This window comes from Holophaga foetida DSM 6591, from assembly GCF_000242615.2.
In the GTDB taxonomy this organism is placed as follows: domain Bacteria; phylum Acidobacteriota; class Holophagae; order Holophagales; family Holophagaceae; genus Holophaga; species Holophaga foetida.
The window spans coordinates 3,195,318-3,218,534 of the sequence record NZ_KI912268.1 but is presented as its reverse complement, the minus strand read 5'-3'; the positions used below and the strand labels follow the sequence as shown (position 1 = coordinate 3,218,534).

Here is a 23,217-nt window from a genome sequence, read left to right as displayed (position 1 = left end):
GCGAGGTTAACCGATGCGAGTGTTCCGATGGATGCTCTTCCTGGCACTGACGGCCCTGCTGCCTCTGGGGGCGGGGGTCCCGCAGCCTTTCAACCCCGAGAAGGATGTCTCGGTGGTCTTCAAAGGAGGAGCCCTGCGGGTGAGCGTTCCCGAAGGCGCCCATCTGAAGAAGGCCTTCATGAAGGTCGTCCCCAAGCCAGGCACCCCCGGAAAACTCAGGGTGGGCAAGCTCCCCCCAGCCACCGGGCGGGATGAACTGGGGGATCCGATCTGGCATGGCACCGTAGCCATCCCCCTCCACGGCGAGGGCCTGAAGGGGGAGGTCGAGATCAGGGTCACCTACCAGCCCTGCACCGAAGGCGAGGGGGGCGTCTGCTTCACGCCCACGGAGCGCACCTTGAGGATCAGAGCCTCGGATGTCCCGGTGGCCCGGGCGGAAATCCAGGCTCCGCCCTCCGAACCGAAGGCCCAGCCACAATCCCTTCCCGGAACCGATGTGCCCGCCCCGCCTCCCCAGTCCTCCACTCCGGTCGGACAGGGCATCCTCTGGGGCCTTCTGCTGGCCTTCGGATTCGGTCTTCTGGCCTCCCTGACCCCCTGCGTCTATCCGATGATCCCCATCACCATGGCCGTCATCGGGGCCAAGGGTGGCGGCAGGCTCCGGAGCTTCGCCCTCTCACTGGTGCTGGTGCTCGGCATGGCGGTGACCTACACATTCCTTGGCGTCCTGGCCGCCCGGACCGGCGGCGTCTTCGGGGCCGCCGTCCAGCGGCCCGCCTTCCTGATCCCGGTCTCCATCCTCTTTGCCCTTTTCGCCCTGAGCCTCTTCGGCGCCTTCGAGATCCGCCTGCCAGAAGCCATCCAGTCACGCATCCAAGGGGGCCCCCGGCGGGGCTGGCTGGGGGCCTTCCTCATGGGGCTGGTCCTGGGTCCCCTGGCCGCCCCCTGCGTGAGCCCCTATCTGGGAACGGTCCTGCTGAGCGTTGCCCAGCAGGGCCGGGTATGGCTAGGAGCCCTCCAGCTCTTCGTCTTTGCCCTCGGAATGGGAGTCATCTTCGTGGCAGCGGGCAGCTTCACATCGGCCCTGCCCCGTAGCGGAGAATGGCTGACCCGCATCAAGGCCTTCATGGGCCTGGTGATCCTGGGATTCGCCGTGTGGAATCTCAGGGTCGTGCTGCCTCCCTGGGCCAACCATGCCCTCTGGGCCCTGACCCTCCTGACAGCCGCCACCGTGTTTGGAGCCTTCAGATCCGCGGAGGACCTGTGGACAGGAATCCAGAAGGGGCTGGGCATCCTGGCGCTGACCCTGGCTCTCCTGTTGGGAATCCGTTCCGTAGAGCAGAGCCTGGGCCTGCGTCTCCTGCCCGCCGGATCCGAGACCAGAGCCCCGGCAGCGGGCTTATGGATGGAGCAGGATCTGGAGGGGGCCACGGCCCGCGCCAGGACGGAAAAGAAGCTCATCCTGGTGGACATCTACGCCGAGTGGTGCGTCCAGTGCAAAGAACTGGATGAAAAGACCTGGCCGGACCCCAGGGTGGCGGGCTGGATCCGGGATCAGGCGGTGGCGGTACGCATCGATACGGATCGGGTACGGAAGGACCTGGCCCCCAGGCTCGGGATCCGGGGCTACCCCACCGTCCTGCTCCTGGATTCCGAGGGCCGGGAACTCCGACGTTCCGAGGGATTCCTGGGGCCCGAGGCCATGCTGGCCTTTCTGGCGGGAGAGGGGAAAAGCAGGTAGAACTTGAAAATAGACGCCTTCCTGCGGACCCAGGTGTCCTGATCCCGCTTCCGATAGAATGGGGGCATGACGGAACACGCATCTTCCGCCCGGGTCATCCGGGCCATGACATCTGACCATTCGATCAGGCTCGCGGCCCTGGACGCATCTCCCCTCTGGGATGGGGTGCGCCGAGGCCACCCAGGCCTGGACACCGAGGCCTGCGCCCATCTGGTGGAAACCCTGGCCGCCGCCCTATTGTTGCAGTCCCGGAACTTCTTCTCGGAACGGCTCCAGATCCTGGTCAAGGGTTCGGGCCGCGCAAAGGCGCTGGTGGCGGACTCCTGGCCCGAGGGGGATATCCGGGGCATCCTGGACCCCGCCCAGGAAGTGATCCAGGGGCCCTGGCTCCAGGGTCCGGGCATGCTTTCGGTGATGCGTTCCAATCCAGGCGGAGCCCCCTACATCGGGAATCTCGAACTGGTGGAAGGCCCCATCTCCGCCCAGATCGAAACCTACCTGCTGCAATCGGAGCAGGCCCAGGCCAGCCTGACCCTCTGGTGCGATCCCACCACCGGGGAGGCAGGAGGCCTCCTGGTGGAACCCCTGCCCGACTGCCCCCGGGAGCGGCTCCAGGCCCTCGTCCACGCCATCGAAGGCCTGGAGGTGGTGCCCAACTGGGAGCGGGAACCCGAATTCCTGATCCGCTGGATCAACCAGGGAGAGGGCGCCGAAATCCTTGCATCCACCGAGATCCGTTACCAGTGCCGCTGCACCAAGGCCGCCCTGGTGGAAAGCCTCGCGGGCTTCCCGGCGGAGCGACTGGAGGAACTCTTCCATGGCGGCGATCCGGTAGAGGTCTTCTGCGACTACTGCGGCAAGGCCTACCGAATCCACCACTCGGAACTGGGAGGCGCCCCCCATGGCCAAGATTGAAATCGTCCAGCGGGGGCGCCCCCTGGGTTCACCCTTGTCCATGTGGATGAACTACCGGGTGGTCCCCTTCTTCGCAGCCCACCTGATCAAGCTCCTCACCTTCACCCTGCGGGTGAGGCGGGAGAACTTCGAGCCCGTCGCCGACTTGGCTCGCACCGACACCCGCTTCATCCTGGCCTTCTGGCATCGGCGCCTGGTGTCCATGCCCCTGGCCTATCCCTTCAAGCGGAAGGGGCCCATGGGAGAACCCCGGGGCGTTGCAGCCCTGCAGAGCGACAGCAAGGACGGGGAACGCAGCACCGCCACCTTCCGCTGGTTCGGCATTGAGGCCGTCCGGGGTAGCGCTGGCAAGACCGGCACCCAGGCCCTGGTGCGCATGATCCAGACGATCAAGCAGGGGTGGGATCTGGGCATCACCCCCGACGGCCCCCGGGGCCCCCGACAGGAAGCCAAGCCGGGCACCATGGCTGTGGCCCGCAAGACCGGAGCCTGGGTCGTCCCGGTGTGCGTCGCCTTTGATCGAGCCTGGACACTCCGCAGCTGGGACCAGATGCTGGTGGCCAAACCCTTCGCCAAGGTGACCGTACGCTACGGCCGCCCCTACCAAGTGGGTCCAGGGGAGGAGGAAACCCTCCGCCTGGCCTTGCAGAATGAACTCAACGAACTGGAAAATTGGGCAGAGGAGGTTCAGCATGGCTGATCTTGCGGTCGTTTCGCTCTCCGGCGGTCTCGATTCATGCGTCACCGCCGCCATAGCCAGGTCCGAGGGCTACGACCTGGCCCTGCTCCACGCGGACTACGGCCAGTTGACGGAAGCCAGGGAACGCAAGTCGTTCATGGATATCGCGGATTTCTACGGTGTCCCCAAGGATCGTCGGCTAGTCATCAGCTTCGACTACCTGCGGCACATCGGAGGTTCGGCCCTGACCGATCCCCGGATCGCCCTTCCCGAGGGCGACCTGGAGCGGAAGGGGGTGCCCTCCAGCTATGTCCCCTTCCGGAATGCCCACCTGATGGCCACCGCCACCAGCTGGGCCGAGGTCTTGGGAGCCAGCCACATCTTCGTGGGTTTCGTGGAGGAGGATTCCAGCGGCTATCCCGATTGCAGGGAGGTCTTCCTCAAGTCCTTCGAGCAGACCGCCAACCTGGGCACCCGCCCCGAGACCCGCTTGCGCTTCCAGGCCCCCCTGATCCACATGGACAAGGGCCAGATCGTGCAGCGAGGCCTGGGCCTGAAGGCCCCGCTGCACCTTACCTGGAGCTGCTACCAGACCGAGGACAAGGCCTGCGGCAAGTGCGATTCCTGCCTTCTGCGCCTCCGGGGTTTCAAGGAGGCTGAAAGCCCCGACCCCATTCCCTATGCCTTCATCCCAGACCAACTGAAGGTCTGATAAGAAAGGGCGCCGGTTCGGCGCCCTTTCTTTGGGAAAAAACAGCGGACTAGCAACGGAAGGACTTGGGAGGCTTCAGCCACTGGGCCACGATGGCGCCCACAACAGCAATGGCCGTCACGACATAGATCGATGCATGGTAGTTGCCGGTCTTGGTCAGGAGGGCGGAGCCAATGCCGATGGCGGGAACCCCGGCGAAGAGGCCGATGCCGAACCAGAGACCAATCATCTTGCCCGTCAAGTGGGCAGGGTAATGGAGCGTCACAAAGGCGATGCAGCAGGGGATGATCCAGGCCAGGAAAAAGCCTGCAATGCCCAACACGGGATAGAGAATCTTGAAGTTCGTGAAAACGAAGGGCTGGCTAATGGAGAAAATGGTTGCCGCGAAGACCACGAAACCGACGGTCACCGTGGCCCGGGCATTCTCCTTAAAGATTTTCTCAAAAATGGGTCCTAGGGCGGCGGCGCCAAGCATGAAGAAGATCTGAAGCGTGGTCATGAGCTTGCCCGCGATCACAGGGCCATAGCCCACCCCCATGGGCTTGCTCACAGCGAAGTATCCGGGAGTCAAATCGTTGGTGGACACGAAGCCCCAGCACATGAGGAACATGATGAGGATTCCCACATAGAAGACAGGCTCACGGGTCGCCATCTTCCAGTCATTCTGCATGGAAGCCTCGTCCTGATGGCTCTCCTTGGCCTGGGGCGGCTTGGGACCGAAGGGAATCACCAGGGCCATGACGAAGCCGAGGATGGGCACGATGGCCATGCAGGCCATCATGGCCAGCCAATTGTGATGGGTGGCCGCATAGGCCGCAGGGGCGGCGCCGAAGCCGATGGCCACACCCAGGGAAGTGGCAAAGCCCTGGAGACCTGCCACCATGCTGCGCTGGGCCGGGGGGAACCAGATGGCGGCCAGAACGGGCGCGGTGGCATAGATGGGACCCACCCCCAGGGGCTGAAGCACCCGGAGGATGATGACCGCTGGCAGGTTGTTGCCCACCAATGGATAGAGGAGACTCGGGATGATGAGCAGGGCGCAGCCCAGCAGGAACATCCGGGTGATGCCGACCCGGAAGACGAAGAACCCCGCGACGATGGTTCCCGCCGGGCCCACCAGGTTCCAGGTGCCCATCATGATGGCGGTGGTTGGGCCCACCCCAATGCCCAGGCTCTTGGAGATGAACTCCACCATGGAAGCCGGGGCGATCATGACGACCGTCTGGGCCGCGGTGGCCACCAGCATCACCAGCATCAGGTACCAGCGGAAGGCTGGATAACTGATGGAGGCATCTCCAGTGGGATTGACGACGTTCTCACTCATCTGCTTCTCCTTTGAAAAGGGGAACACCTGCAAGGACAGGCGTCCTAACCGCGGATGCAAAAGCCAGAAGCGCTGGGCTTGGGGGCCCGGGGAAGGATGATTTGGGGCGGAATCTGCCCGCAGCCTACCATCGAAAGCCGTCCGCAATCATCAATTTTCCGTATCCTTGAAATCAAAAAGGCGCCTGATCGGCGCCCTTTTGCGGAGTATGGATTCAAGTCGGCTAGCAGCGGAAGGATTTGGGAGGGACCATGAAGCGGGCCACGATGGCGCCGACCACGGCCACCGCCGTGACGACGTAAATCGAGGCGTGGTAATTGCCGGTCTTGGCCAGGAGGGTGGAGCCCAGGCCGATGGCGGGCACGCCAGCGAAGAGGCCGATGCCGAACCAGAGCCCGTTGATCTTCCCTGCCAAGTGAGCGGGGTAGTGGAGGGTCACGAAGGCGATGCCAGTGGGGATGACCCAGGCAAGGAAGAAGCCGGCCAGGGCAAGCACCGGGTATAGGACCCTCATGTTGCCGTATACCATGGGGAAGTTGATGGAGACGACGAAGATTGCAAAGAAGAGGAAGCCGACGGTCATGGTGGAACGGGCATTCTCCTTGAACACCTTTTCAAAGATGGGGCCGAGAGCGGCGGCACCGATCATGAAGGCGACCTGGACTGTGGCCATCAGCTTGCCGGCGACGACTGGACCATAACCGACCCCCATGGGCTGGCTCACGGCGAAGTACCCCGGAGTCAGGTCATTGAGGGAGACGAAGCACCAGCAGAGCAGGAACATGGTCGCGATCCCGACGTAGAACACGGGCTCACTGGTGGCCATCTTCCAGTCCTTCTGCATGGCCGCCGCATCCAGGTGCGTCTCCTTGGCCTGAGGCGCCTTGGGCCCAAAGGGGATCACCAGGGACATGACGAAGCCGATGGCTGGGACGACGGCCATGCAGGCCATCATGGCCAGCCAGTTCTGATGAGTGGCAGCAAAGGCCGCCGGAGCGAGCGCGAAGCCCACCGCCACACCCAGGGAGGTGGCGAAGCCCTGTAGCCCGGCCACCATGCTGCGCTCCTTGGGGGGGAACCAAGTGGCAGCCATCGTGACGGCGATGGCATAGATGGGCCCCACCCCAAGGGGCTGGAGGACACGAAGGACGACGATGGCCGGGAGGTTGTTGCCCACGACCGGATAGAGCAGGCTGGGAATGATCAGCAGAAGGGAGCCCAGGATCAGCATCTTCGTGATGCCAACCCGATGGACGTAGAATCCGGCCACGATGGTTCCCGCGGGGCCGATCAGGTTCCAGATGCCCATCATGATCGCAGTGGTGGGTCCCACCCCGATGCCCAGGGAGTGGGCGATGAACTCCACCATGGAGGCGGGGGCGATCATGACCACCGTCTGGGAGGCCGTAGCCACCAGCATCACGAGCATCATGTACCAGCGGAAGGCCGGATAGTGGATGGAACCCGCCGCCGCTTTCTCCAGAGCCGGGTTATCTAGGATGTTTTCAGCCATTACAGTTCTCCAGAGTTATGTTGTTTAGGAGGCAAAAAGGCATAAAAGCCCTAGCCCGATAGGCATTGAATATCGATGAATTGATGACGTGGGCCCAGGCTAACACTAATTCCCAGATCACCGTTATCGAATCTATATATATACCCATCGATCGTACCGATGACATCATCAATGGCCTTTGCAACCAGACCAGAGCCCCCGGGTGCACATCTTGGTACGATAGGAAAAAGGACGCCCCGCAATTGGGGGCGTCCTTTTTCCCGGCCTTGAAACAGATCGGAACGGCTACTACTTGGCCTTGGGGGCCGCAGGAGCGGGCTGGGCGGGCTGCTGAGGCACCTGCCCCTGAGGAACCTGTGCCACCGGCGTGGGCTTGTAGCCCTCGGCATAGTTGACGGGGGACTTCTGCTGGGCTTCCTTGAGCAGGGTATCCACGAGGGTCTGCATCTTGTCCTGGCGCCAGAGGTTGATGAGCTGGGGCTTGACGGCCTCGAAGGGAGGCATCTGGGGAGCAGGCTTGCCGGGCTCGGCCTGGGACTTCATGAGCTTCTCCAGCATCGCCTTCAACTCGGCATCACTGGGCTGTCCGGCCCGCTTCTCGATAAGGGACTGCATGTAGACCCGGGCCGTGACCTGCTCGAGCTGGGCCTTGACCTTGGCATCCTTCTCCAGGCCCTGGGCCTTGGCCATCGCGATGACCGCCTTATCCTGCACCAGGGATTCGAGGAAGCGGTTGCGCTGCTCCCGCATGGCCTCGCCACTCAGGACTTCCTTGGCCTTGGCCTCGTCCCCGGCCGCCGCCTTCACCAGATCAGTGAACTGGTTGAGGGTGATCTTCTCTCCGCCCACGCTGGCCACCACCAGGCTCGTGTCCTTGGGGACCTTGCTGCACCCGATGGCCAGCATTGTCACCAGACCGGCCATCCCGGCCACATGCGTCATGCGAATCTTCATGCTCAACTCCTTTGCCGTAACGATCCAGGATGACAGGCTCCTGGGTTTTGTGGGAACCCCAGTTCCGTGGCATCCTTGAGGGTCCCTTGGAGTTGACGTGCCCAACCCTTTTCAGACTCAATTCTGGTCGAACCTGTTCACCTCGGATCTCGCCATCGATCTGGGCACCGCCTCGGTGCTGATACACACCAAGCAGTCTGGACGGATCATCATTTACGAGCCGTCCATCGTAGCTCTCAATACCTCCACCCACGAAGTCGAAGCTGTGGGCGACGAGGCCAAGCAGCTCCTCGGCCGCGCCCCTCAGGGTGTTGTCACCATCCGCCCCATGAAGGACGGCATGATCTATGAGGTGGATGCCGCCGAGAAGATGCTGGCCGCATTCATCAAGAAGGCCCGCCCCAACCGCGGCCTGGCCCGCACGCGCATCGTGGTGAGCGTGCCGCCCCGGGCCCACCAGGTAGCCCGCCGCGCTGTGAAGCAGGTCTGCTACGACGCCAAGGCCGGCGAAGTCTTTCTCGTCGACCAGACCATGGTCGCCGCCATCGGCGCCGGGCTGGCCATCAACGAGAAGCGGGGCTGCATGATCGTGGATGTGGGCGGCGGCACCACGGACGTGGCTGTCATCTCTTACAACGGCAAGGTGTTCTCGGACTCCCTCCTCATCGCCGGTGACGAGATGGACGAGGCAATCATCACCTACATCCGCGAGAAGTACAATGTGCTCATCTCCGAAGCGGCGGCGGAGGAGGTGAAGTGGAACCTCGGCTCAGCTTTCCCCTCCGACAAGGTCCGCACCATGACCGTCTCCGGCCGGGATCAGTTCGAAGGCCTGCCCAAGACGCTCACCCTGAACGACAACGAGATCCGGGAGGCCCTGGCGGATCCCATCAGCGCCATTGTGGATCTGGTGCGCAAAGCGCTCAACGAGACCCCTCCCCAGCTGGCTGCGGACCTCATTGAGCGCGGCATCTGCCTCACCGGCGGTGGCTCCAAGATCCAGGGACTGGACATCCGCATCAGCAAGGAGACCCACCTCCCCTGCTATCGCGCCGAAAACCCCGAGACGGCCGTGGTCCGTGGCACCGCAGTGCTCCTGGAGGACATCCCCTTCCTGAGGCGCATCCAGATCCTGGACTGAGCGCAATGAAGCGCTGTCGATCCCGCCGCCATCCTGCGGGGCTGCTCCCGTGAGGCCGCGCCCCTGGGGGTGGACCCCAGCCGGAAGGCGCCGCTATGCGATCCTGGCCCTCTGGCTGGGCCACCTCGGATGGGTGGTCCTCGGCCATGGGCATTCCACTCGCTGGCAAGCCCTGCTGGGCACCCTCTCCTGGCCAGTCCAGAAGCTCTCGGCCCCCCTGCTGCGGAGTCGGGCCAACAGGGCCGAACACACCCGGAATCTGGAACGGGCCCAGTACGAGCTGGCCATGGTCCGCCAGCGGCTTGAGAGCCTCCAGATGGAGAACGCCCGCCAGGCCCCGCGCCTCCAGGAGGCCGATGAAGCCATCCGCATCCTGGGCCTGAAGAAGCAGGTCCCCCTTGAGATGAAAGCCGCCCGGGTCATGGTCAATGTGCGGACCGCCCCCTTCGGGGGAATGATCCTGGACCAGGGCCTGGATGCAGGCTTGGTGAGGGACCAGGGGGTGTTCTGCCCCGAGGGCGTGGTGGGCCGGATCTGGGAGGTCTCCCAGCGGGAGTCCAGCCTCCTCCCCCTGGATGCCTACAACTCGTCCACCGCTGTCATGCTGGCCCAGAGCCGTGCAACCGGTGTACTCCAGGGGGTGGGCCCAGGCCGGGCGGAGATCCGCTACATCGGCAGCCAGGAAGTGGTCCAGGTGGGCGAGCCCGTGTATACATCCGGTCTGGACCGGGTCTTCCCCCGGGGACTCCTGGTGGGCTACGTGGTGGGCAGCCGCCCCGAGGGGCCGGAGCTCCAGGTGGATGTCGCCCTGGCGGCCCCTCTGAATCGGGTGCACCAGGTGCTCATTCTTCCCACCCAGCCCAGGATCGACCTTCCTGTCCCCGCCCCCCGTGAAGGGAAGGTCAAGCCATGAGCCAGCCCGCCCCCCTGGCCCCAGTCTGGCGCTGCGCCCTCGGCCTTCTCTGCTTCGCAGCCATCATCCTGTCCAGCCCCTGGCCCGGCCCCCAGGCGATCTTCCAAGCATTCCTGGTGCTTGCGGTGGCCTCCGGCTTTGAATCCCCTCTGGTGGCCATGCTCTGGGCCGCTGCCGGAGGCTGGATTCTGGAAGGCAGCCTCCGGATGTACCCCCAGATGGGTGGCACGGCCCTGGCCAACATGACCCTTTGCGCCCTGACCCAATGGCACTTCAAGAACAGGCCGCCGGACCACAAAACCTCCTACTGGGGGCAGTTGGCAGCCTTCTCCCTGGGTCACTTCGTTCTCACCCACCTCTTGGTGCGCTTGACCGCCGGCCCCCACGCCTGGGGCATGGGATGGCTCTGGGTCCTGCTGACCATTCCGGTCTGGGGAACCCTCTCCCTCCGCCTCCACCTGCCAGTCCGCCGGAGGTGAGCTCTGGATTCCCGCGGACGCCATCTGATCATCAAGCGACTGGAGCTGGGCAAGGTCTTGGCCTGGCTCATGATCCTGGGGCTTCTCGCAGCCTATGGCTGGGTCCAGCTCGTGAAGCGCCGCGAGATGCGGGAAATGGCAGATCGCCAAGCCATCAAGACCCGCACAAGCCCGGCTCCCCGGGGAGTCATCTATGACCGCAACGGCAACAAGCTGGTGGACAATCGCCGAGCCCTGCACTTGGTCATCCAGGCCGAGGAGCTTCCCAAAGACCCGGCCCTGATCGAGGCCCTGGCCCTGGCGCTCCAGCGCGACCCCATCGATCTGAAGCGGCGCATCCAGGCCAGCCGCCAGGCTGGAAGCAACCGGATGGTGATCATCCAGGACAACCTGGACGAGGTGGGGCTGGCTCAGGCGGAACTCCTGCGGGCGCGCTTCCCGTTTCTGAGCATCGAGACCGCCCCGCGAAGGGTCTATCTGGGCCAGGATCTCGCCGGACACCTGCTTGGCTATGTGGGTGAGGTGGACGAGAGCCTGATGAAAAAAACCCCTGGCAAGTACCAGCTGGGCGAGATCATCGGGAAAAGCGGTCTGGAAGCCAGTCACAACGAGATATTGAAGGGCGTGGACGGTGAGCGTCGCATCGTGGTGGATCATCTGGGCCGCGAGGTGGCCCTCCGGGGTCTTATGGAATCCGTTCCGGGCAAGAGCGTCTTCCTCACCCTGGACGCAGGCCTCCAGCGAGTGCTCCAGGAGTCCTTCGGCACCGAGAACGGAGCCGGAGTCGTCATTGATCTCAGGGATGGCGGGATCCTGGCCATGTATTCCAGCCCCTCCTACGATCCCAACCTGTTCCTGAACCGACTCACCCAGGAGCAGGTGAAGGAATTCTGGCAGAACCCCGTGCGCCCCATGCTGAACCGGGCCACCCAGGGCCTCTACCCCCCGGGGTCCACCTTCAAGCTCCTGACGGCCCTGGCGGCCCTGGACAAGGGCATCATCACCCCCAGCACGCGTTTCACCTGCAGCGGCCACAAGAACTTTTACGGGCGGGACTTCCGCTGCGACGGCGTCCATGGGTCCGTGGATCTGATCCAGGCCATTACAGTCAGTTGCGACATCTACTTCTACGAGCTGGGCCAGCGCCTGGATATCGATGAAATCCACGCCGCTGCCGTGAAATACGGGTTGGCTGACCGCACCGGTGTGGATCTCCTCCATGAGTCGGCTTCCCGGGTGCCCAGCCGGGAATGGGTGAAAAAGGCCCGCCCCAAGGAACCCAAGTGGTACGCGGGCGAGACCATCAGCGTATCCATCGGCCAGGGTGCCAACGGCGTCACGCCCATTTCGCTCGCACGGTTCTACGCGGCCCTGGCCACCCGGGGAAAGCTCTTCACGCCCCACTTGCTCTACGGAATGCGTGACGAGACAACAGGCAAGCTGGCCCCCATCCCCCCCCCACCCACCCAGAACTCCGGCATGGATCCGAATACCTGGGCCGCGCTGGATCAGGGACTCAACGAGGTGGTGCGCAACGGCACAGCCCGCAGCATCGCCATGCCCAATCTGGCCATCGCTGGCAAGACCGGCACCAGCCAAGTCACCACCTTCGTAGATCGCTCCCACTATGCTGGCCTGGCCAAGAAGCTCCGGGACAATGGTCTTTTCGCCGGGTATGCGCCCCACGGCAATCCCCAGATCGCCTTCGCAGTCGTGGTGGAGAACGCCGGATTCGGTGCCAGCAGCGCGGCCCCCATCGCCAAGAAACTCTGCGAATACTGGTTCATCCAGCGCCCCGTCAAGCCCTTGCCACCCCCGGCGGTCAAGCCGTTCTCCTCCTTCCAGCCTGATGAGGAGGGGGAGGCCCCATGAAGATCTCCTTCAATACCCTGGATCGCCGCCTCCTGATGGCCATGGGACTCCTCACCTTCATGGGGCTCCTCACCATCTTTTCCGCAGGGCGGGGAAGCGCCAGCCAGGGGCACATGTGGATCAAGCAGGCGGGATGGATGGTCCTGGGCTTCGGAGCCATGCTGGCGGTGGCTCACATGAATCCGGCACGACTCTTCCGGGGTAGTGCAATCTTCTATGCCCTGGGAATCCTCAGCCTCCTGGCGGTCTTCGCCATCGGCAAGAAGATCGGAGGTGCCCAGCGCTGGATCATGGTGGGCGGGCTCACCTTCCAGCCTTCAGAACTCATGAAGTGGCTTGCACTGCTCTTCGTGGCCCACCGCCTTGGCACCAAGCCCCCCACGGAGATCCTCACCTGGGAGTTGTTCGGCGTCGCGGGACTGGCTTTCTTCCCCATGCTCCTGGTACTCAAGCAGCCCGACCTCGGCATGGCCATCAGCTTCCTGCCCATCCTGCTCCTCATTCCCCTGATCCGGGGCCTGAAGGCCAAGTGGGTGGCCCTGGGACTGGTCCTCATGGCCTTGCTTGGGGTCTTCGCCTGGCAGAAGGTCCTCAAGCCCTACCAGAAGCAGCGGGTCATGACCTTCCTCAATCCGAATGCAGACCTCCAGGGCAAGGGCTACCAGATCAACCAGAGCCGCATCGCCATCGGCGCAGGCGGGATCCTGGGCAAGGGTTTCACCAGCGGCACCCAGACCCAGCTCAACTTCCTGCCAGTTAAAACCACGGACTTCGTCTTTTCCGTCTGGGCCGAGGAACGGGGATTTCTGGGCGTCCTTATCGCCTTGGGACTCTTCGGACTTCTCCTCAACCGCATCCTGGATATCGGCCGTGCTGCGAGAAAGGCCTCAGAGGTTTATTTCTGTGTAGGAGCGGCCGGAATCTTTGCTCTGCATATCTTCGTCAATGTTGGCATGGTCATCGGAATCCTGCCCAATAAGGGCATGGTCCTCCCATTCTTCAGCGCCGGTGGAAGCAGCACTGTCAGCTACTTCCTGGCCTTGGGCCTCGTGATGGGCATTCACCGCCGGACGCTTGGACAGTAGACAAATTCGGGGAAAGCGGGTGATATGTTTCTTGAACCCGAGCTTACCCGATTGTAAAATCTCCAAAAAATCATGCAGAAATTCATGCCACCGCCCCCAGGGTCGATGGAAGGTTCGTATCGGCAGAGTATGCCACATGCCAGGAGGTATCCATCATGGCCATGTCCTTTCTTCGCAGAACCCTCACCCCAGTTGTCCTGAGCCTCGTCTGCCTGAGCCAAGCGCCAGCCCAGGCCCCCCAACCCCTTGTCGCCAAGGGATTCCAGGGCATGTTCTACATCACCGCCGTCCTGACCGGCGCCTATGCCGGCAGGACCCCCGGCGTCGTTCCTGATGTCCAGATTATCGGAGAGTCCCAGGCCATGAAGGAGCTCACGGAGGGCAGCACCCAGATCGCCCTCATGGGAAGGGACCTCCAGCCAGAGGAGGAGGCCGCCTTCATCGCCAAGTGGGGCTACTCCCCAACCCGCGTCGCCATCGCCATGGATGCGTTGGTGGTGCTGGTCAACAAGAACAATCCGATCAAGGAGATCAAGGTCGAGCAGCTGGACGCCATCTACAGCATCGACCGCCGCCAGGGCTGGCCCAAGGATGTCACCACCTGGGGCGACCTGGGACTCAAGCAGGGCGGCTGGGAGAATCGCCCCATCGAACGCTTCGGGCGTCCCGCCGACTCCGGCAACTACTGGCTCCTCAACGAGACCCTGACCATGAAGGGGCGCCCCCGCCTCCCCATCCGGGGCAACATGGACGCCACCACCCTGACCGAGGAACTGGCGGCCAATCAGGCGGCCATCGCCTACGGCAACATGATCGAAAAGTTCTCCTCCACCCGGATCGTTCCCCTGGTGCCCAAGGGGTCCAAAGAGCCCGTGGAAGCCAATGCCGCAACGGTCACCTCCGGCGAGTATCCCCTCTGCCGCTTCCTGTACGCCTATATCAACAAGGACCCCAAGAAAGGGACCACCCCGCTCCTCAGGGGATTCCTCTCCTTCGCCCTCTCCCCGGCCGGACAGGGCATCATCAAGGAATGCGGCCAGGTGCCCCTCCAACCTGATATCAACGCCCTGAACCGCCTCAAGGTGACTGACCGCTTCGACGGCGATTCCAACACCCTGCGCTGAACTCAGGATCAGACACAAGGCCCGGGATGCTCGCTGCTCCCGGGCCTTGTGTTTTTTCGCTTGGGCTATGGCCTTCTCCGTGATCTTCTATACCATTGCGCTCAGCGTTTCCATGAACGCCGGGCCGGGAGGAAACCATGGCACGACTGAACAAGTCCTGGAAGGCCGAGACCGATGGAACGGCTCTGGCGACGGAACTTCACACGATCCTGGAGGTGAGCCACCGCCAGGCCAAAGGCATCATCGATGCAGGGATGGCCAAGGTGAACGGCGAGGCCGTTCGCACAGCGGGGCATCGACTCAAGGCCGGCGACGAGCTGGCGGTCGCCTTCGACCCGGACACGGCCTACTCGGCCATCCCCAAGCCCAGGAAGAGGGGGCCTGGCGGGGAGGTGGAAATCCTCTGGGAAGACAAGCATCTGATCTTCGTCAACAAGCCTGCGGGGCTCCTCACGGTGCCCACTGAACGCACCCATGAGGCCTGCCTTGCAGACTCCATCACGGACCTGTACCGGCGTCGAGGCTTCAAGCGCTTCCACCTCTACATCGCCCACCGCCTGGATCGCTTCACCTCCGGCGTCCTGGTCTTCGCCAAGACCCCCGAAGCCCTGAATGGCCTCAAGAACCTCTTCGAAGAACACCACCTGAACCGCATCTACAAGGCGATCCTGGTGGGCGAACTCCCCGAGAACGCCGGGACCCTCACGGGCAAGCTGGTGGAGCACAGCAAGAGCCTCAAGATGTCCGTGGTCCAGCCCAAGAAGGGCGAGACCAAGGGCGCCAAGCTCGCCATCACCCACTACCGCGTCCTGGAGCGCCTCCCTGGCTACACCGTGGTCGAAGTGCGCCTCGAAACGGGTCGCCGCAACCAGATCCGTGTCCAGTTCGCGGATCGGGGCTTTCCCGTCCTGGGCGACCAGGTCTATGGGCAGACCAGCCATCTGATCGACCGCCAGGCCCTGCATGCCGAACTGCTGGGGATCCGCCACCCCGTGACCGACGAAAGCATCACCGTCAGCGCCCCTATTCCCAAAGACATGGAAGTGGCCCTCAAGGCACTGCGGAACCTGCACCGGGTCGAACGGGCCGAGGCTGGCGTCAAGGGCGAAGAGGGCATCTACAAGCCCAAGATCACCAAGGGCCGGAAGCTGGCGCGGGTGGATCGGGCCCAGCGATTCAGCGACAAGGGGGCAGATGCCCCTGCGGAGGCGAAGAGGGAGAGGCCCGATGCCTCCCAGAAGCCCAGAACCTCCTTTGGCCGCCCCCGCCCCTCCCGTCCAGGAGAAGCGGAGCCCAAACGCGCGCCCCGGAAGCCTGCTGAAGCTGGTCGCCCCAGGGTTTCCGGCAAGCCCAAGAAATAGTGTTCACCACCTGATCAAAGGCCCCTCGTCCTTGAATGGCGAGGGGCCTTTGATCTTATTAGTTAGCAGAGAAGAACTTGAAACCATCCATCAAACAGATAGGTGTCATTTCGACAAACCATTTCCCCCTTTCAATGCACAAAGCTAGGCTTTAATCACGCCATTCCCCACGGGCATATCCCTTTATAAATCTGATCAGCCGCTTCACCTACCGGGTATTCCGGGTTGAATCCCGTATCTATTTCAATGCCACAACAGAAGCAACCCTTCAGATAACGCCATCCATACGCGCTTAACACAACAAATACCGGAACTCATCCATAACTACATTTGGATGATGAACGGTGTCAGAATCCACCCCATCCAACGGAATCCCAAGCTCCGCAGTTCCACCCATGGCTCCATGGCCTTCCATGTCCAACCCACCACAGGAGGTGAACCGTGCCTATCAAACTGATGGCCGCATCCCGCAAGCGCCCCGGCCTGACCCGGGCTGAGTACCAGCGCTACATCGAGTTCTACCACGGCACCATCGCCCGGCAGGAGCGCTTCAAGATCGACTCCTACGTCCAGAACCACGTCATTGACGGCGCCTTCGGCCTCCTCAGCGACACCGACCACCAGAACAAGACGGCGGATCGTGACGCCGTGGTGGAGATCAGCTTCAAGAGCTTCCGGGACATGATGGAGACCCTGGAACCCGCCGTGCCCTCCGCCGCCTCCCAGGACGGCAAGTTCTTCGCCAACGAAAGCACCAATATCATCGTCATGGCCGAGGAGGAGGAGATCCCCGTCCCCACCCCCCTGACCACCTTCAACCCCGGCCTGGGCATCGTCAAGGGCGTGGGCGCCATGAAGGTCCTGCATTACATCATGCGGGATGAGACCGTCTTTCCCGAGGACTACAAGAAATTCTGGCGCATGGCCCACGAAGAAGCCGTGGAGAAGTCCCCCTACTACAAGGAGCAGGCCCGTCGCGTCCAGGCCAACTGGCGCTGCCGCGCCAATGACAATGACGGGGCCGCCCGCAAGCACTTCAAGATGGTCGATCCCCCGGTCTACGACCTGGTGGTCACCCACTGGTTCGACACCATGGAGCAGGTGGGCGCCTTCCGTCAGTACGTGGAAGCCATGCAGAACGCCACGGGCCCAAGGTTCGCCAACTGGTCCCAGTCCTTCTACCTCTACACCAAGCAGATCGTGATCATCCGCGATACGCCCCTGAGCTGAAACGCCCCCGTCGAGACAAGGAGCCCAGTATGTCGACCCCTGAAGCCAAGCAATACAACTACAAAGAGTGGTACGCCACCACCAAGCCCAAGGCGATGCAGCCGGACCTCAGCCCCGAGGAGAAGGCCCGCCCCTTCGCCAAGTATTTCTACGAGGAGATCCCCCAGCCGGATCCCGCCCACTACGCGATGATGGAAAAGCCCTGCGACCCCGCCAAGGCCCTCCACCCCTCCCAGATGAACGAGCTCCTCAATCCCGGTTACCTGGACGTGGAGATCGGGTGGTGCAACCTCCCGGACGGCGCGGGCTTCATCGCCAACAAGATTGTCTACCCTGGTGTCACCGCCGAAATGGTCGACTGGTGGTTCGCCTGGCACCCCCTGGAGGACCTCCGCTACCGCATCTGGTATCCCCCCCAGCACGGCGGCATCCACCTCAGCCCCGAGGGCCGCAAGCGGATCCTGGATGAGAGCATCCCCATGTCCGAGCGCAACTGGGGCGTGGTCCACCACGTCACCGAGAACTGCGACTGCGGCATGGAGAACATCACCATCAGCTTCCTCTCCCCCAAGGACTACGGCTTTGACATGAGCCGCTTCAAGCAGCCCAATGTGGCGACCTTCGCCGGTGGCCAGGGCTGGGCCGTCACCGTGGACAAGAACGACGAGTCCATCACGGCCCCCGCCATGATGTGCCACATCTTCCGGGACACCCCCGAGGGCCTGGAGCACCGCACCCGCTTCTGGCTGGGCTACCGCCTCTCCAATGGCGTCCCCGAGTGCACCCTGCCCCCCGGCGTGGCGGTCCCCCAGGTGGCCATCCAGGGCCTCGCCCGCCATAACGTGAAGGAATTCACCCGCTTCAAGCACTTCCTGCCCCGCATCTACGCGGAGTTCGGCGGGAGGATGACCGTCTAATATCAGATAGGATCAGTGAAAAAAGCAGCATCAGCCGCGGATAAATTGGATAAACGCGGATGAAGAAATGATCTATGGGCGGGGCACCTGGGCCTGCCCCGCAATGCGGGGGCGGACGGCAAAGCCGCCCGCGTTCAGCAAGGGATAGGGAGGCGGAGGCAAGCGAGCTTGCCATAGCCTCCCTATCCCTTGCTGAACCAGTCCCAGGTGCCCAGGTGAACTTTCTTGATCTGCCATCCTGTTCGGAGGTTGAAAGGTCCTTTGCTTTTCATGGAACGGGGGAGGTCAAGCTTCGCAACGCCGGTAACCAGGGCGTCCGTTATTCGCGTGCATCCAATTTATCCGCGGCCAACATGCTTTTCTCCTCGGAAAAATCGCGATCCGTGCCTCTCGAAGCGGAAGAACTCTCCTGGCCGTACGTGTAACCTAAGACCTGACCAGCACCTGCTTGATCGCCGCCACCACCTGGTCCTGGTCCTCCTCCTTCAGCCCGGGCCACAGGGGCAGGGAGAAGAGCCGCTCGCCGCTCCAGTCGGTGTGAGGCAGGCCGTCCTTGGGGAGGGCGTGGGGGTGCTTGGCGTAGAAGTCCCGGTAGAAGGAGTGCTGGTGGGTGGGCTTGTAGTGGATGCCCGTGCCGATGTTCTCCTCCTTGAGGGCGGCCACGAAGGCGTCCCGGTCCATGCCCGCCTTCTCGGGGCGGATGCGGGCCACGAAGAGGTGGAAGCAGTGGGCGTGGTCCCCGTCGCCCTCCCAGGGCATCATCAGCTCCTCGACATCCTTGAATAGCTCCAGGTAGCGGCGGAAGAGCTGGCTCCGACGCTGGTTGAAGCCGTCCAGCTTCTTGATCTGATGGATGCCCATGGCGGCCTGGAGGTCCATGAAGTTGGCCTTGCGGGCGGGCTCCACCACATCGATGTGGGGGCTGCCCTCCTTGCTCTGACGCTTCCAGGCGTCCCGTTCGATCCCGTGGAAACGCAGGCGCTGGATGCGGGCGGCATAAGCCGAGTCGTGGAAGGCCAGGGCCCCGCCCTCGCCGGTGGTCATGTTCTTGTTGGGGTGGAAGCTGTAGGCGGTCATGACGGAACGTGGGTCACTGCCGATCTTCCGCCCCTTGTAGTGGGCGCCCATGGCCTGGGCGGCATCCTCCACCACCCAGAGGCCGTGCTTCTGGGCGGTGGCCCAGATCTCGTCCATGGGACAGGGAAGGCCCGTGAGGTGCACAGGAATGATGCCCTTGGTGCGGGGCGTGATGGCGGCCTCGAGCTTCGCGGGATCGATGTTGAGGGTCCTGGGATCGATGTCCACCAGTACGGGGATGCCCCCCTGGAGCACCACCGTCGACAGGGTGGAGACCCAGGTGAGGGAGGTGGTGATGACCTCATCCCCGGGCTGGAGCCCCAGGACCTGCATGGAGATCTCCTGGCCCGTGGTGGCGCTGTTCATCACCAGGCAGTGCGGCACACCGTTGTAGGCCTTCAGCTCCTCCTCGAAACGGGCGGCCTTGGGCCCCGTCGTGATCCACCCCGACTGGATGGAATCGATAATCTCCTCGATTTCCTCTTGGCCCACCATGGGGCGGGTGAAGGGCAGGAATTCGGATCGGCGGGTGTAGGACATGGAAACTCCGTGACTCTTCAGGATAGCGCGGCCCGGAGACGCTCCAGGACGTCCTCGACCGATGGCGCCCCAACGGGCAGGCGGAGCTGACCCGTGTAGGTGGTCCTTGCCCACTCGAAGAGCAGGGGACCGTTGGCGGGGCCCGCTTGGCAATCTCCGTGATGCTTCCAGTAGTCCAACAGCATCCAGCGCGTCCTGGGAAAGAGGTGCACATGGAAGCGACGATCCATCTCCGCGAAAACCAAGGTATAGACCCGGTCGGCTCCCGCCAGCTCCTCGATGGCCTTCACAGCCTTGGCATAGAGAACCCCGAAGCGGGCGGCCTCCTCCTCGGAGAGTTCACCCGCGGAAGTGGCCGCCCCCTTGCACCGCAGGATCAGGTACCCGGGGATGGCGCAATAGTCCGCCCCGTCGAGGGTGAAGAACTCATCCTCGAAGACTCTCAGCACCTGACTCATGAACACCTCCATACCCATTACAATGGAGCCTTACGAGGAGCTTCATGCACCCCATTCTTTTCCGCATCGGTAACTTTCCTGTCGGCACCTATGGCCTCCTGCTGGTCATCGCCTTCTTTTCCGCCCTGGCCCTGGCCAAGCGCCAGGGGCGCATGGACGGCCTGTCCGGCGATGCCATCGTGGACCTCAGCATCACCCTGCTCCTGGCAGGGGTTGTGGGCGCCAAGGTTCTCATGGTCGTCGTGGATGTGTCCGGGGGTGCCCGCCTCCAGGATGCCTTCAGCCTGGACACTCTCCGGGCGGGAGGCGCCGTGCATGGCGGCATCATCGCCGGAGCCATCGCCCTCTTCTGGCGGGCCCGGAAGCTCAAGCTTAACCTGCCCCTCACCCTGGACGCCTGTGTCCCGGCCGTGGCGCTGGGGCAGGCCATCGGCCGCCTTGGCTGCTTCTCCGCAGGCTGCTGCTACGGCAGCGAAAGCCACAGCGCCCTGGCAGTGATCTTCACCAACCCAGACGCCCACATGCTATCGGGGACCCCCCTCGACCTACCGATCCATCCTGTCCAGCTCTACACCTTCTGCATGAACCTGGCGGTGATGGGCCTTCTGCTCCTGGTTCGCAAACACCGGCGATTCACGGGCCAGGTGCTGGCCAGCTACTTCGTCCTCGAAGGGCTGGGGCGGGCCCTCATGGAGACCTGGCGGGGGGATCTGGACCGCGGGGTCTGGTTCGCGGGGCTCTCCACCGGACGGGTCACCGCCCTCCTCTTCATCATCGCCGGAATCATTCTATGGTTCTGGTTCCGCCGCAGCTACGCGGCCCCCAAGGAGGCTTGAGCCTTGAAGATCATCCTGGAACAGGATTACGCACGTCTGGACCGCTTCCTCACTGAACGATTCCCCGAAATCCCCCGCTCCCAGTGGGATCTCTGGATCCGCTCCGGCAAGGTCGCTGTCAAGGGCCAAGCCGTCACCAAGAGCGGTACCCGCCTCCGGGCCGGGGACGAGGTGGAGACCGAAGTCCCGGACATCACCCCCCCAGGGCTCCACCTCCTGCCCGAGGATCTCGACCTGCCCACGCTCTACGAGGACGACCGGATCTGGATCCTGGACAAACCTGCCGGAGTCGTCGTACACCCAGGTCCCGGCCATCCCACCGGAACCGTGGCCAACGCACTCCTGGGGCGCCTCCAGAAAGAGGCCCTGGCCCTGCAGGAAACCCAGGCCGCCGAGGACGACGACGAGGAGGCTGCGCCCCTCTGGCCCGGTCTGGTCCACCGCCTGGACCGCTTCACCACCGGCTGCCTGGTCACCGCCAAGGACGCCCAGGCCCAGGCTTCCATCCAGGCCCAGTTCAAGGCCCGCACCGTCGACAAGCGCTACCTGGCCTTGGTGCGGAACTCCCGCAGGCTCCCGGAGCTGGGGAGCTTCCTCATCGACGAACCCATCGGCCGCCATCGTCTGGAGCGTCTGAAGATGTGCATCACCACCTCAGGACGCCCCGCCCAGACCCGGGTGAAGGTCCTGGCCAGGGTCGCGGGACTGGCCCTGGTGGAGTGCGAACTCCTGACGGGCCGCACCCACCAGATCCGGGTCCACCTGGGACACCTCGGTGCCCCCATCCTGGGCGACCCCCTCTACGGCGGACCCACCCGCTGGCAGGACGAGGAGAAGCGCGCCATCCTGTGCGAGCACCCCATGCTCCACGCATGGAAACTCTCCCTGGACCACCCCGGGAGCGGTGAACGGGTCGCGGTGATGGCTCCCCTGCCCCCTCCCTTCCAGACCCTCCTGGAACGCCTGGGGATAGAGATCTGAACCCATGGAGCCGAGGCGCCTCTACCGGAGTTCTTCCAGGCCACGGGGTTCGATTTGACTGGAAGATGAAGAAGAAGGGCTGATCGGGATCAGGGAAACCAAACAAATTCCCAACCGTGAAAGCCCCACTTGGCAAAGGGGAAAAACTTCCCATCATTGGTTCAGGATCTCCCGACTCCCATAAAGGAAGGTGTGATGCTGAACCGGTCGTTTGCGATGGCAGCGCAGGGCTCCTGGGGGCTCGACCCCAGTCTGCTACAGCCTGCGTTCCTGATCCCCATCGGCTTTACGCTGCTCGTGCTTCTGGTGCTCCTCTTCCTCAGGCTCCGGGACCTCCCCTCGGACAGGAGGGCCCGCAAGGCGCCAACCATGACCCCCCTGCAACTGGAGTCCCTCATGATGGGCAGCCCCCCCCGGATCGTGGACCTTCGACCCCGCGAAACCTACGAGGGTCCCAAGGGGCACATCCGCGGGGCCATGAGCATCCCGCTGACGGAACTCCGGAAGCGCCTGCATGAACTCGATGCCAAGGAGAAGGACGCCATCATCCTGGTGGACGAGACCGACGAACTCTCCCATCTGGCCCTGCCCCTGCTCACCGGAGAGGGACACAACTGGATCTATGTCCTGCGCGGCGGCATGCGGGCATGGCGCCGCGCCAAACTGCCGGTCTACACCCACAAACCCCTTCCTAAAGCCTGAGACGGTACCCCACCCCTGGTTCAGTGATGAGGTGCCTGGGCCTTGCTGGTTCCGCCTCCAGTTTCTGGCGGAGCTGGGCCATGTAGACCCGCAGGTAGTGGGGCTGGGCCCCGGCGGCATCCCCCCAGATTTCCTTCAGGAGCTGGGTATGGGTGAGAACCCTACCGGCATTGGCCACCAGCGTGGCCAGGAGCTTGTATTCGTTGGGGGTAAGGTGGACCCGCTGGCCAGCTACCGTCAGCTCCCGACGCACACGATCCAGCTTCCACTGCTCCAGCTCGAAAATGGGCTCCCCGACCGGGGCCTGCCCGTGGGCCCCATGCCGAAGGGCCACCCGGATGCGGGCCAGGAGTTCGCCTGTGCCAAAGGGTCAGGTAGTCGTCGGCCCCGGCGTCCAAGGCCTGGATCTTGTCCTCCTCCTGGCCCCGGGCGCTGATGACAATGATCGGGGCGGAGCAGCTCTCCCGCAGCGTCCGAGCAAGCTGCAGGCCATCCCGATCCGGGAGCCCCAGATCCAGCAGGATCACATCAGGGCGATGGACCGCCACCACATCCTCTGCCTCTCGGGCGGTGCAGGCCTCCAGAACGCCATAGCCATGGGTGGTCAGCGAGGCCCTGAGATACCGGACCATCTGCGGTTCGTCATCCACCACGAGGATCTGA

At 63.5% G+C, this 23,217-nt stretch carries 23 protein-coding genes; 16 read left to right on the top strand and 7 right to left on the bottom strand.

Annotated features, from left to right (window positions below):
• Positions 1 to 13: 13 nt before the first annotated feature.
• From HOLFODRAFT_RS0214555 to queC, 4 genes are all read left to right on the top strand, one after another.
• Positions 14 to 1,741 carry a protein-disulfide reductase DsbD family protein gene (locus HOLFODRAFT_RS0214555; protein WP_005031862.1) on the top strand — a complete coding sequence of 576 codons (1,728 nt, stop codon included), beginning with the start codon at positions 14 to 16 and terminating at the stop codon, positions 1,739 to 1,741.
• Between the two features lie 66 nt (positions 1,742 to 1,807).
• Complete coding sequence (locus HOLFODRAFT_RS0214550; RefSeq protein WP_005031864.1) at positions 1,808 to 2,656, top strand: Hsp33 family molecular chaperone HslO; 849 nt, start codon at positions 1,808 to 1,810, stop codon at positions 2,654 to 2,656.
• Positions 2,643 to 3,356 carry a lysophospholipid acyltransferase family protein gene (locus HOLFODRAFT_RS23400; RefSeq protein ID WP_005031866.1) on the top strand — a complete coding sequence of 238 codons (714 nt, stop codon included), beginning with the start codon at positions 2,643 to 2,645 and terminating at the stop codon, positions 3,354 to 3,356. Before HOLFODRAFT_RS0214550 ends, HOLFODRAFT_RS23400 begins: the two co-directional genes overlap by 14 nt.
• Positions 3,349 to 4,047: a 7-cyano-7-deazaguanine synthase QueC gene (gene queC, locus HOLFODRAFT_RS0214540; protein WP_005031869.1), complete on the top strand. Its 699-nt coding sequence runs from the start codon at positions 3,349 to 3,351 to the stop codon at positions 4,045 to 4,047. Before HOLFODRAFT_RS23400 ends, queC begins: the two co-directional genes overlap by 8 nt.
• Positions 4,048 to 4,096: 49 nt before the next feature.
• Here the strand turns inward: queC and HOLFODRAFT_RS0214535 are convergent, their stop codons facing one another.
• The 3 genes from HOLFODRAFT_RS0214535 to HOLFODRAFT_RS0214525 all read right to left on the bottom strand — a co-directional run bounded on the left by HOLFODRAFT_RS0214535 (position 4,097) and on the right by HOLFODRAFT_RS0214525 (position 7,838).
• Positions 4,097 to 5,371, bottom strand: coding sequence for an MFS transporter (locus HOLFODRAFT_RS0214535; protein ID WP_005031872.1), 1,275 nt, complete (start codon positions 5,369 to 5,371; stop codon positions 4,097 to 4,099).
• Between the two features lie 223 nt (positions 5,372 to 5,594).
• Positions 5,595 to 6,884 carry an MFS transporter gene (locus HOLFODRAFT_RS0214530; protein WP_005031875.1) on the bottom strand — a complete coding sequence of 430 codons (1,290 nt, stop codon included), beginning with the start codon at positions 6,882 to 6,884 and terminating at the stop codon, positions 5,595 to 5,597.
• A gap of 288 nt (positions 6,885 to 7,172) precedes the next feature.
• The gene (locus HOLFODRAFT_RS0214525; RefSeq protein WP_005031877.1) at positions 7,173 to 7,838 is read right to left on the bottom strand and encodes a SurA N-terminal domain-containing protein; all 666 of its coding nucleotides are present in this window, start codon (positions 7,836 to 7,838) and stop codon (positions 7,173 to 7,175) included.
• Positions 7,839 to 7,935: 97 nt separating this feature from the next.
• Between HOLFODRAFT_RS0214525 and mreB the strand changes: the two genes are divergently transcribed.
• The 9 genes from mreB (at position 7,936) to HOLFODRAFT_RS0214475 (ending at position 17,960) form a co-directional block, all read left to right on the top strand.
• Entirely contained in the window at positions 7,936 to 8,979 is a 1,044-nt protein-coding gene (gene mreB, locus HOLFODRAFT_RS0214520; protein ID WP_005031879.1) for a rod shape-determining protein, read from the top strand.
• A 49-nt stretch (positions 8,980 to 9,028) separates the two neighbouring features.
• A complete protein-coding gene (gene mreC, locus HOLFODRAFT_RS0214515) occupies positions 9,029 to 9,892 on the top strand; it encodes a rod shape-determining protein MreC (protein WP_005031881.1) in 864 nt (287 codons plus the stop codon).
• Positions 9,889 to 10,371 (top strand): hypothetical protein, encoded by a 483-nt coding sequence (locus tag HOLFODRAFT_RS0214510; RefSeq protein ID WP_005031883.1) that lies wholly within the window; start codon positions 9,889 to 9,891, stop codon positions 10,369 to 10,371. Before mreC ends, HOLFODRAFT_RS0214510 begins: the two co-directional genes overlap by 4 nt.
• 3 nt (positions 10,372 to 10,374) lie before the next feature.
• Positions 10,375 to 12,243, top strand: a complete 1,869-nt coding sequence (gene mrdA / locus HOLFODRAFT_RS0214505; protein WP_341871914.1) for a penicillin-binding protein 2 — start codon at positions 10,375 to 10,377, stop codon at positions 12,241 to 12,243.
• On the top strand, positions 12,240 to 13,328 hold the full coding sequence (gene rodA / locus HOLFODRAFT_RS0214500; protein ID WP_005031887.1) for a rod shape-determining protein RodA: 1,089 nt from the start codon (positions 12,240 to 12,242) through the stop codon (positions 13,326 to 13,328). Before mrdA ends, rodA begins: the two co-directional genes overlap by 4 nt.
• Before the next feature lie 155 nt (positions 13,329 to 13,483).
• Complete coding sequence (locus tag HOLFODRAFT_RS21540) at positions 13,484 to 14,452, top strand: PstS family phosphate ABC transporter substrate-binding protein (protein ID WP_005031888.1); 969 nt, start codon at positions 13,484 to 13,486, stop codon at positions 14,450 to 14,452.
• A 137-nt stretch (positions 14,453 to 14,589) separates the two neighbouring features.
• Positions 14,590 to 15,813: an RluA family pseudouridine synthase gene (locus HOLFODRAFT_RS0214490; protein WP_005031890.1), complete on the top strand. Its 1,224-nt coding sequence runs from the start codon at positions 14,590 to 14,592 to the stop codon at positions 15,811 to 15,813.
• Between the two features lie 441 nt (positions 15,814 to 16,254).
• Positions 16,255 to 17,043: an EthD domain-containing protein gene (locus HOLFODRAFT_RS0214480; RefSeq protein WP_005031891.1), complete on the top strand. Its 789-nt coding sequence runs from the start codon at positions 16,255 to 16,257 to the stop codon at positions 17,041 to 17,043.
• A gap of 29 nt (positions 17,044 to 17,072) precedes the next feature.
• Positions 17,073 to 17,960, top strand: a complete 888-nt coding sequence (locus HOLFODRAFT_RS0214475; protein ID WP_005031893.1) for a DAPG hydrolase family protein — start codon at positions 17,073 to 17,075, stop codon at positions 17,958 to 17,960.
• 426 nt (positions 17,961 to 18,386) lie between these two features.
• Here the strand turns inward: HOLFODRAFT_RS0214475 and HOLFODRAFT_RS0214470 are convergent, their stop codons facing one another.
• Both HOLFODRAFT_RS0214470 and HOLFODRAFT_RS0214465 read right to left on the bottom strand, forming a co-directional pair.
• Complete coding sequence (locus tag HOLFODRAFT_RS0214470; protein ID WP_005031895.1) at positions 18,387 to 19,577, bottom strand: DegT/DnrJ/EryC1/StrS family aminotransferase; 1,191 nt, start codon at positions 19,575 to 19,577, stop codon at positions 18,387 to 18,389.
• A gap of 17 nt (positions 19,578 to 19,594) precedes the next feature.
• Positions 19,595 to 20,035 carry an HIT family protein gene (locus HOLFODRAFT_RS0214465; protein WP_005031899.1) on the bottom strand — a complete coding sequence of 147 codons (441 nt, stop codon included), beginning with the start codon at positions 20,033 to 20,035 and terminating at the stop codon, positions 19,595 to 19,597.
• 44 nt (positions 20,036 to 20,079) lie between these two features.
• Here HOLFODRAFT_RS0214465 and HOLFODRAFT_RS21535 point away from each other — a divergent pair, with 44 nt between their 5' ends.
• The 3 genes from HOLFODRAFT_RS21535 (at position 20,080) to HOLFODRAFT_RS0214450 (ending at position 22,554) form a co-directional block, all read left to right on the top strand.
• A complete protein-coding gene (locus HOLFODRAFT_RS21535; RefSeq protein WP_005031902.1) occupies positions 20,080 to 20,871 on the top strand; it encodes a prolipoprotein diacylglyceryl transferase in 792 nt (263 codons plus the stop codon).
• Positions 20,872 to 20,874: 3 nt separating this feature from the next.
• Positions 20,875 to 21,852, top strand: coding sequence for an RluA family pseudouridine synthase (locus tag HOLFODRAFT_RS0214455; protein WP_005031904.1), 978 nt, complete (start codon positions 20,875 to 20,877; stop codon positions 21,850 to 21,852).
• A gap of 195 nt (positions 21,853 to 22,047) precedes the next feature.
• Complete coding sequence (locus HOLFODRAFT_RS0214450; protein WP_005031906.1) at positions 22,048 to 22,554, top strand: rhodanese-like domain-containing protein; 507 nt, start codon at positions 22,048 to 22,050, stop codon at positions 22,552 to 22,554.
• Here the strand turns inward: HOLFODRAFT_RS0214450 and HOLFODRAFT_RS25135 are convergent.
• Both HOLFODRAFT_RS25135 and HOLFODRAFT_RS25830 read right to left on the bottom strand, forming a co-directional pair.
• Positions 22,544 to 22,831, bottom strand: coding sequence for a winged helix-turn-helix domain-containing protein (locus HOLFODRAFT_RS25135; protein WP_425280013.1), 288 nt, complete (start codon positions 22,829 to 22,831; stop codon positions 22,544 to 22,546). The two genes, HOLFODRAFT_RS0214450 and HOLFODRAFT_RS25135, sit on opposite strands and share 11 nt — an antisense overlap.
• Positions 22,716 to 23,186, bottom strand: a complete 471-nt coding sequence (locus tag HOLFODRAFT_RS25830) for a response regulator (RefSeq protein ID WP_425280012.1) — start codon at positions 23,184 to 23,186, stop codon at positions 22,716 to 22,718. The genes HOLFODRAFT_RS25135 and HOLFODRAFT_RS25830 overlap by 116 nt, the downstream gene beginning before the upstream one ends.
• Positions 23,187 to 23,217: the final 31 nt, after the last annotated feature.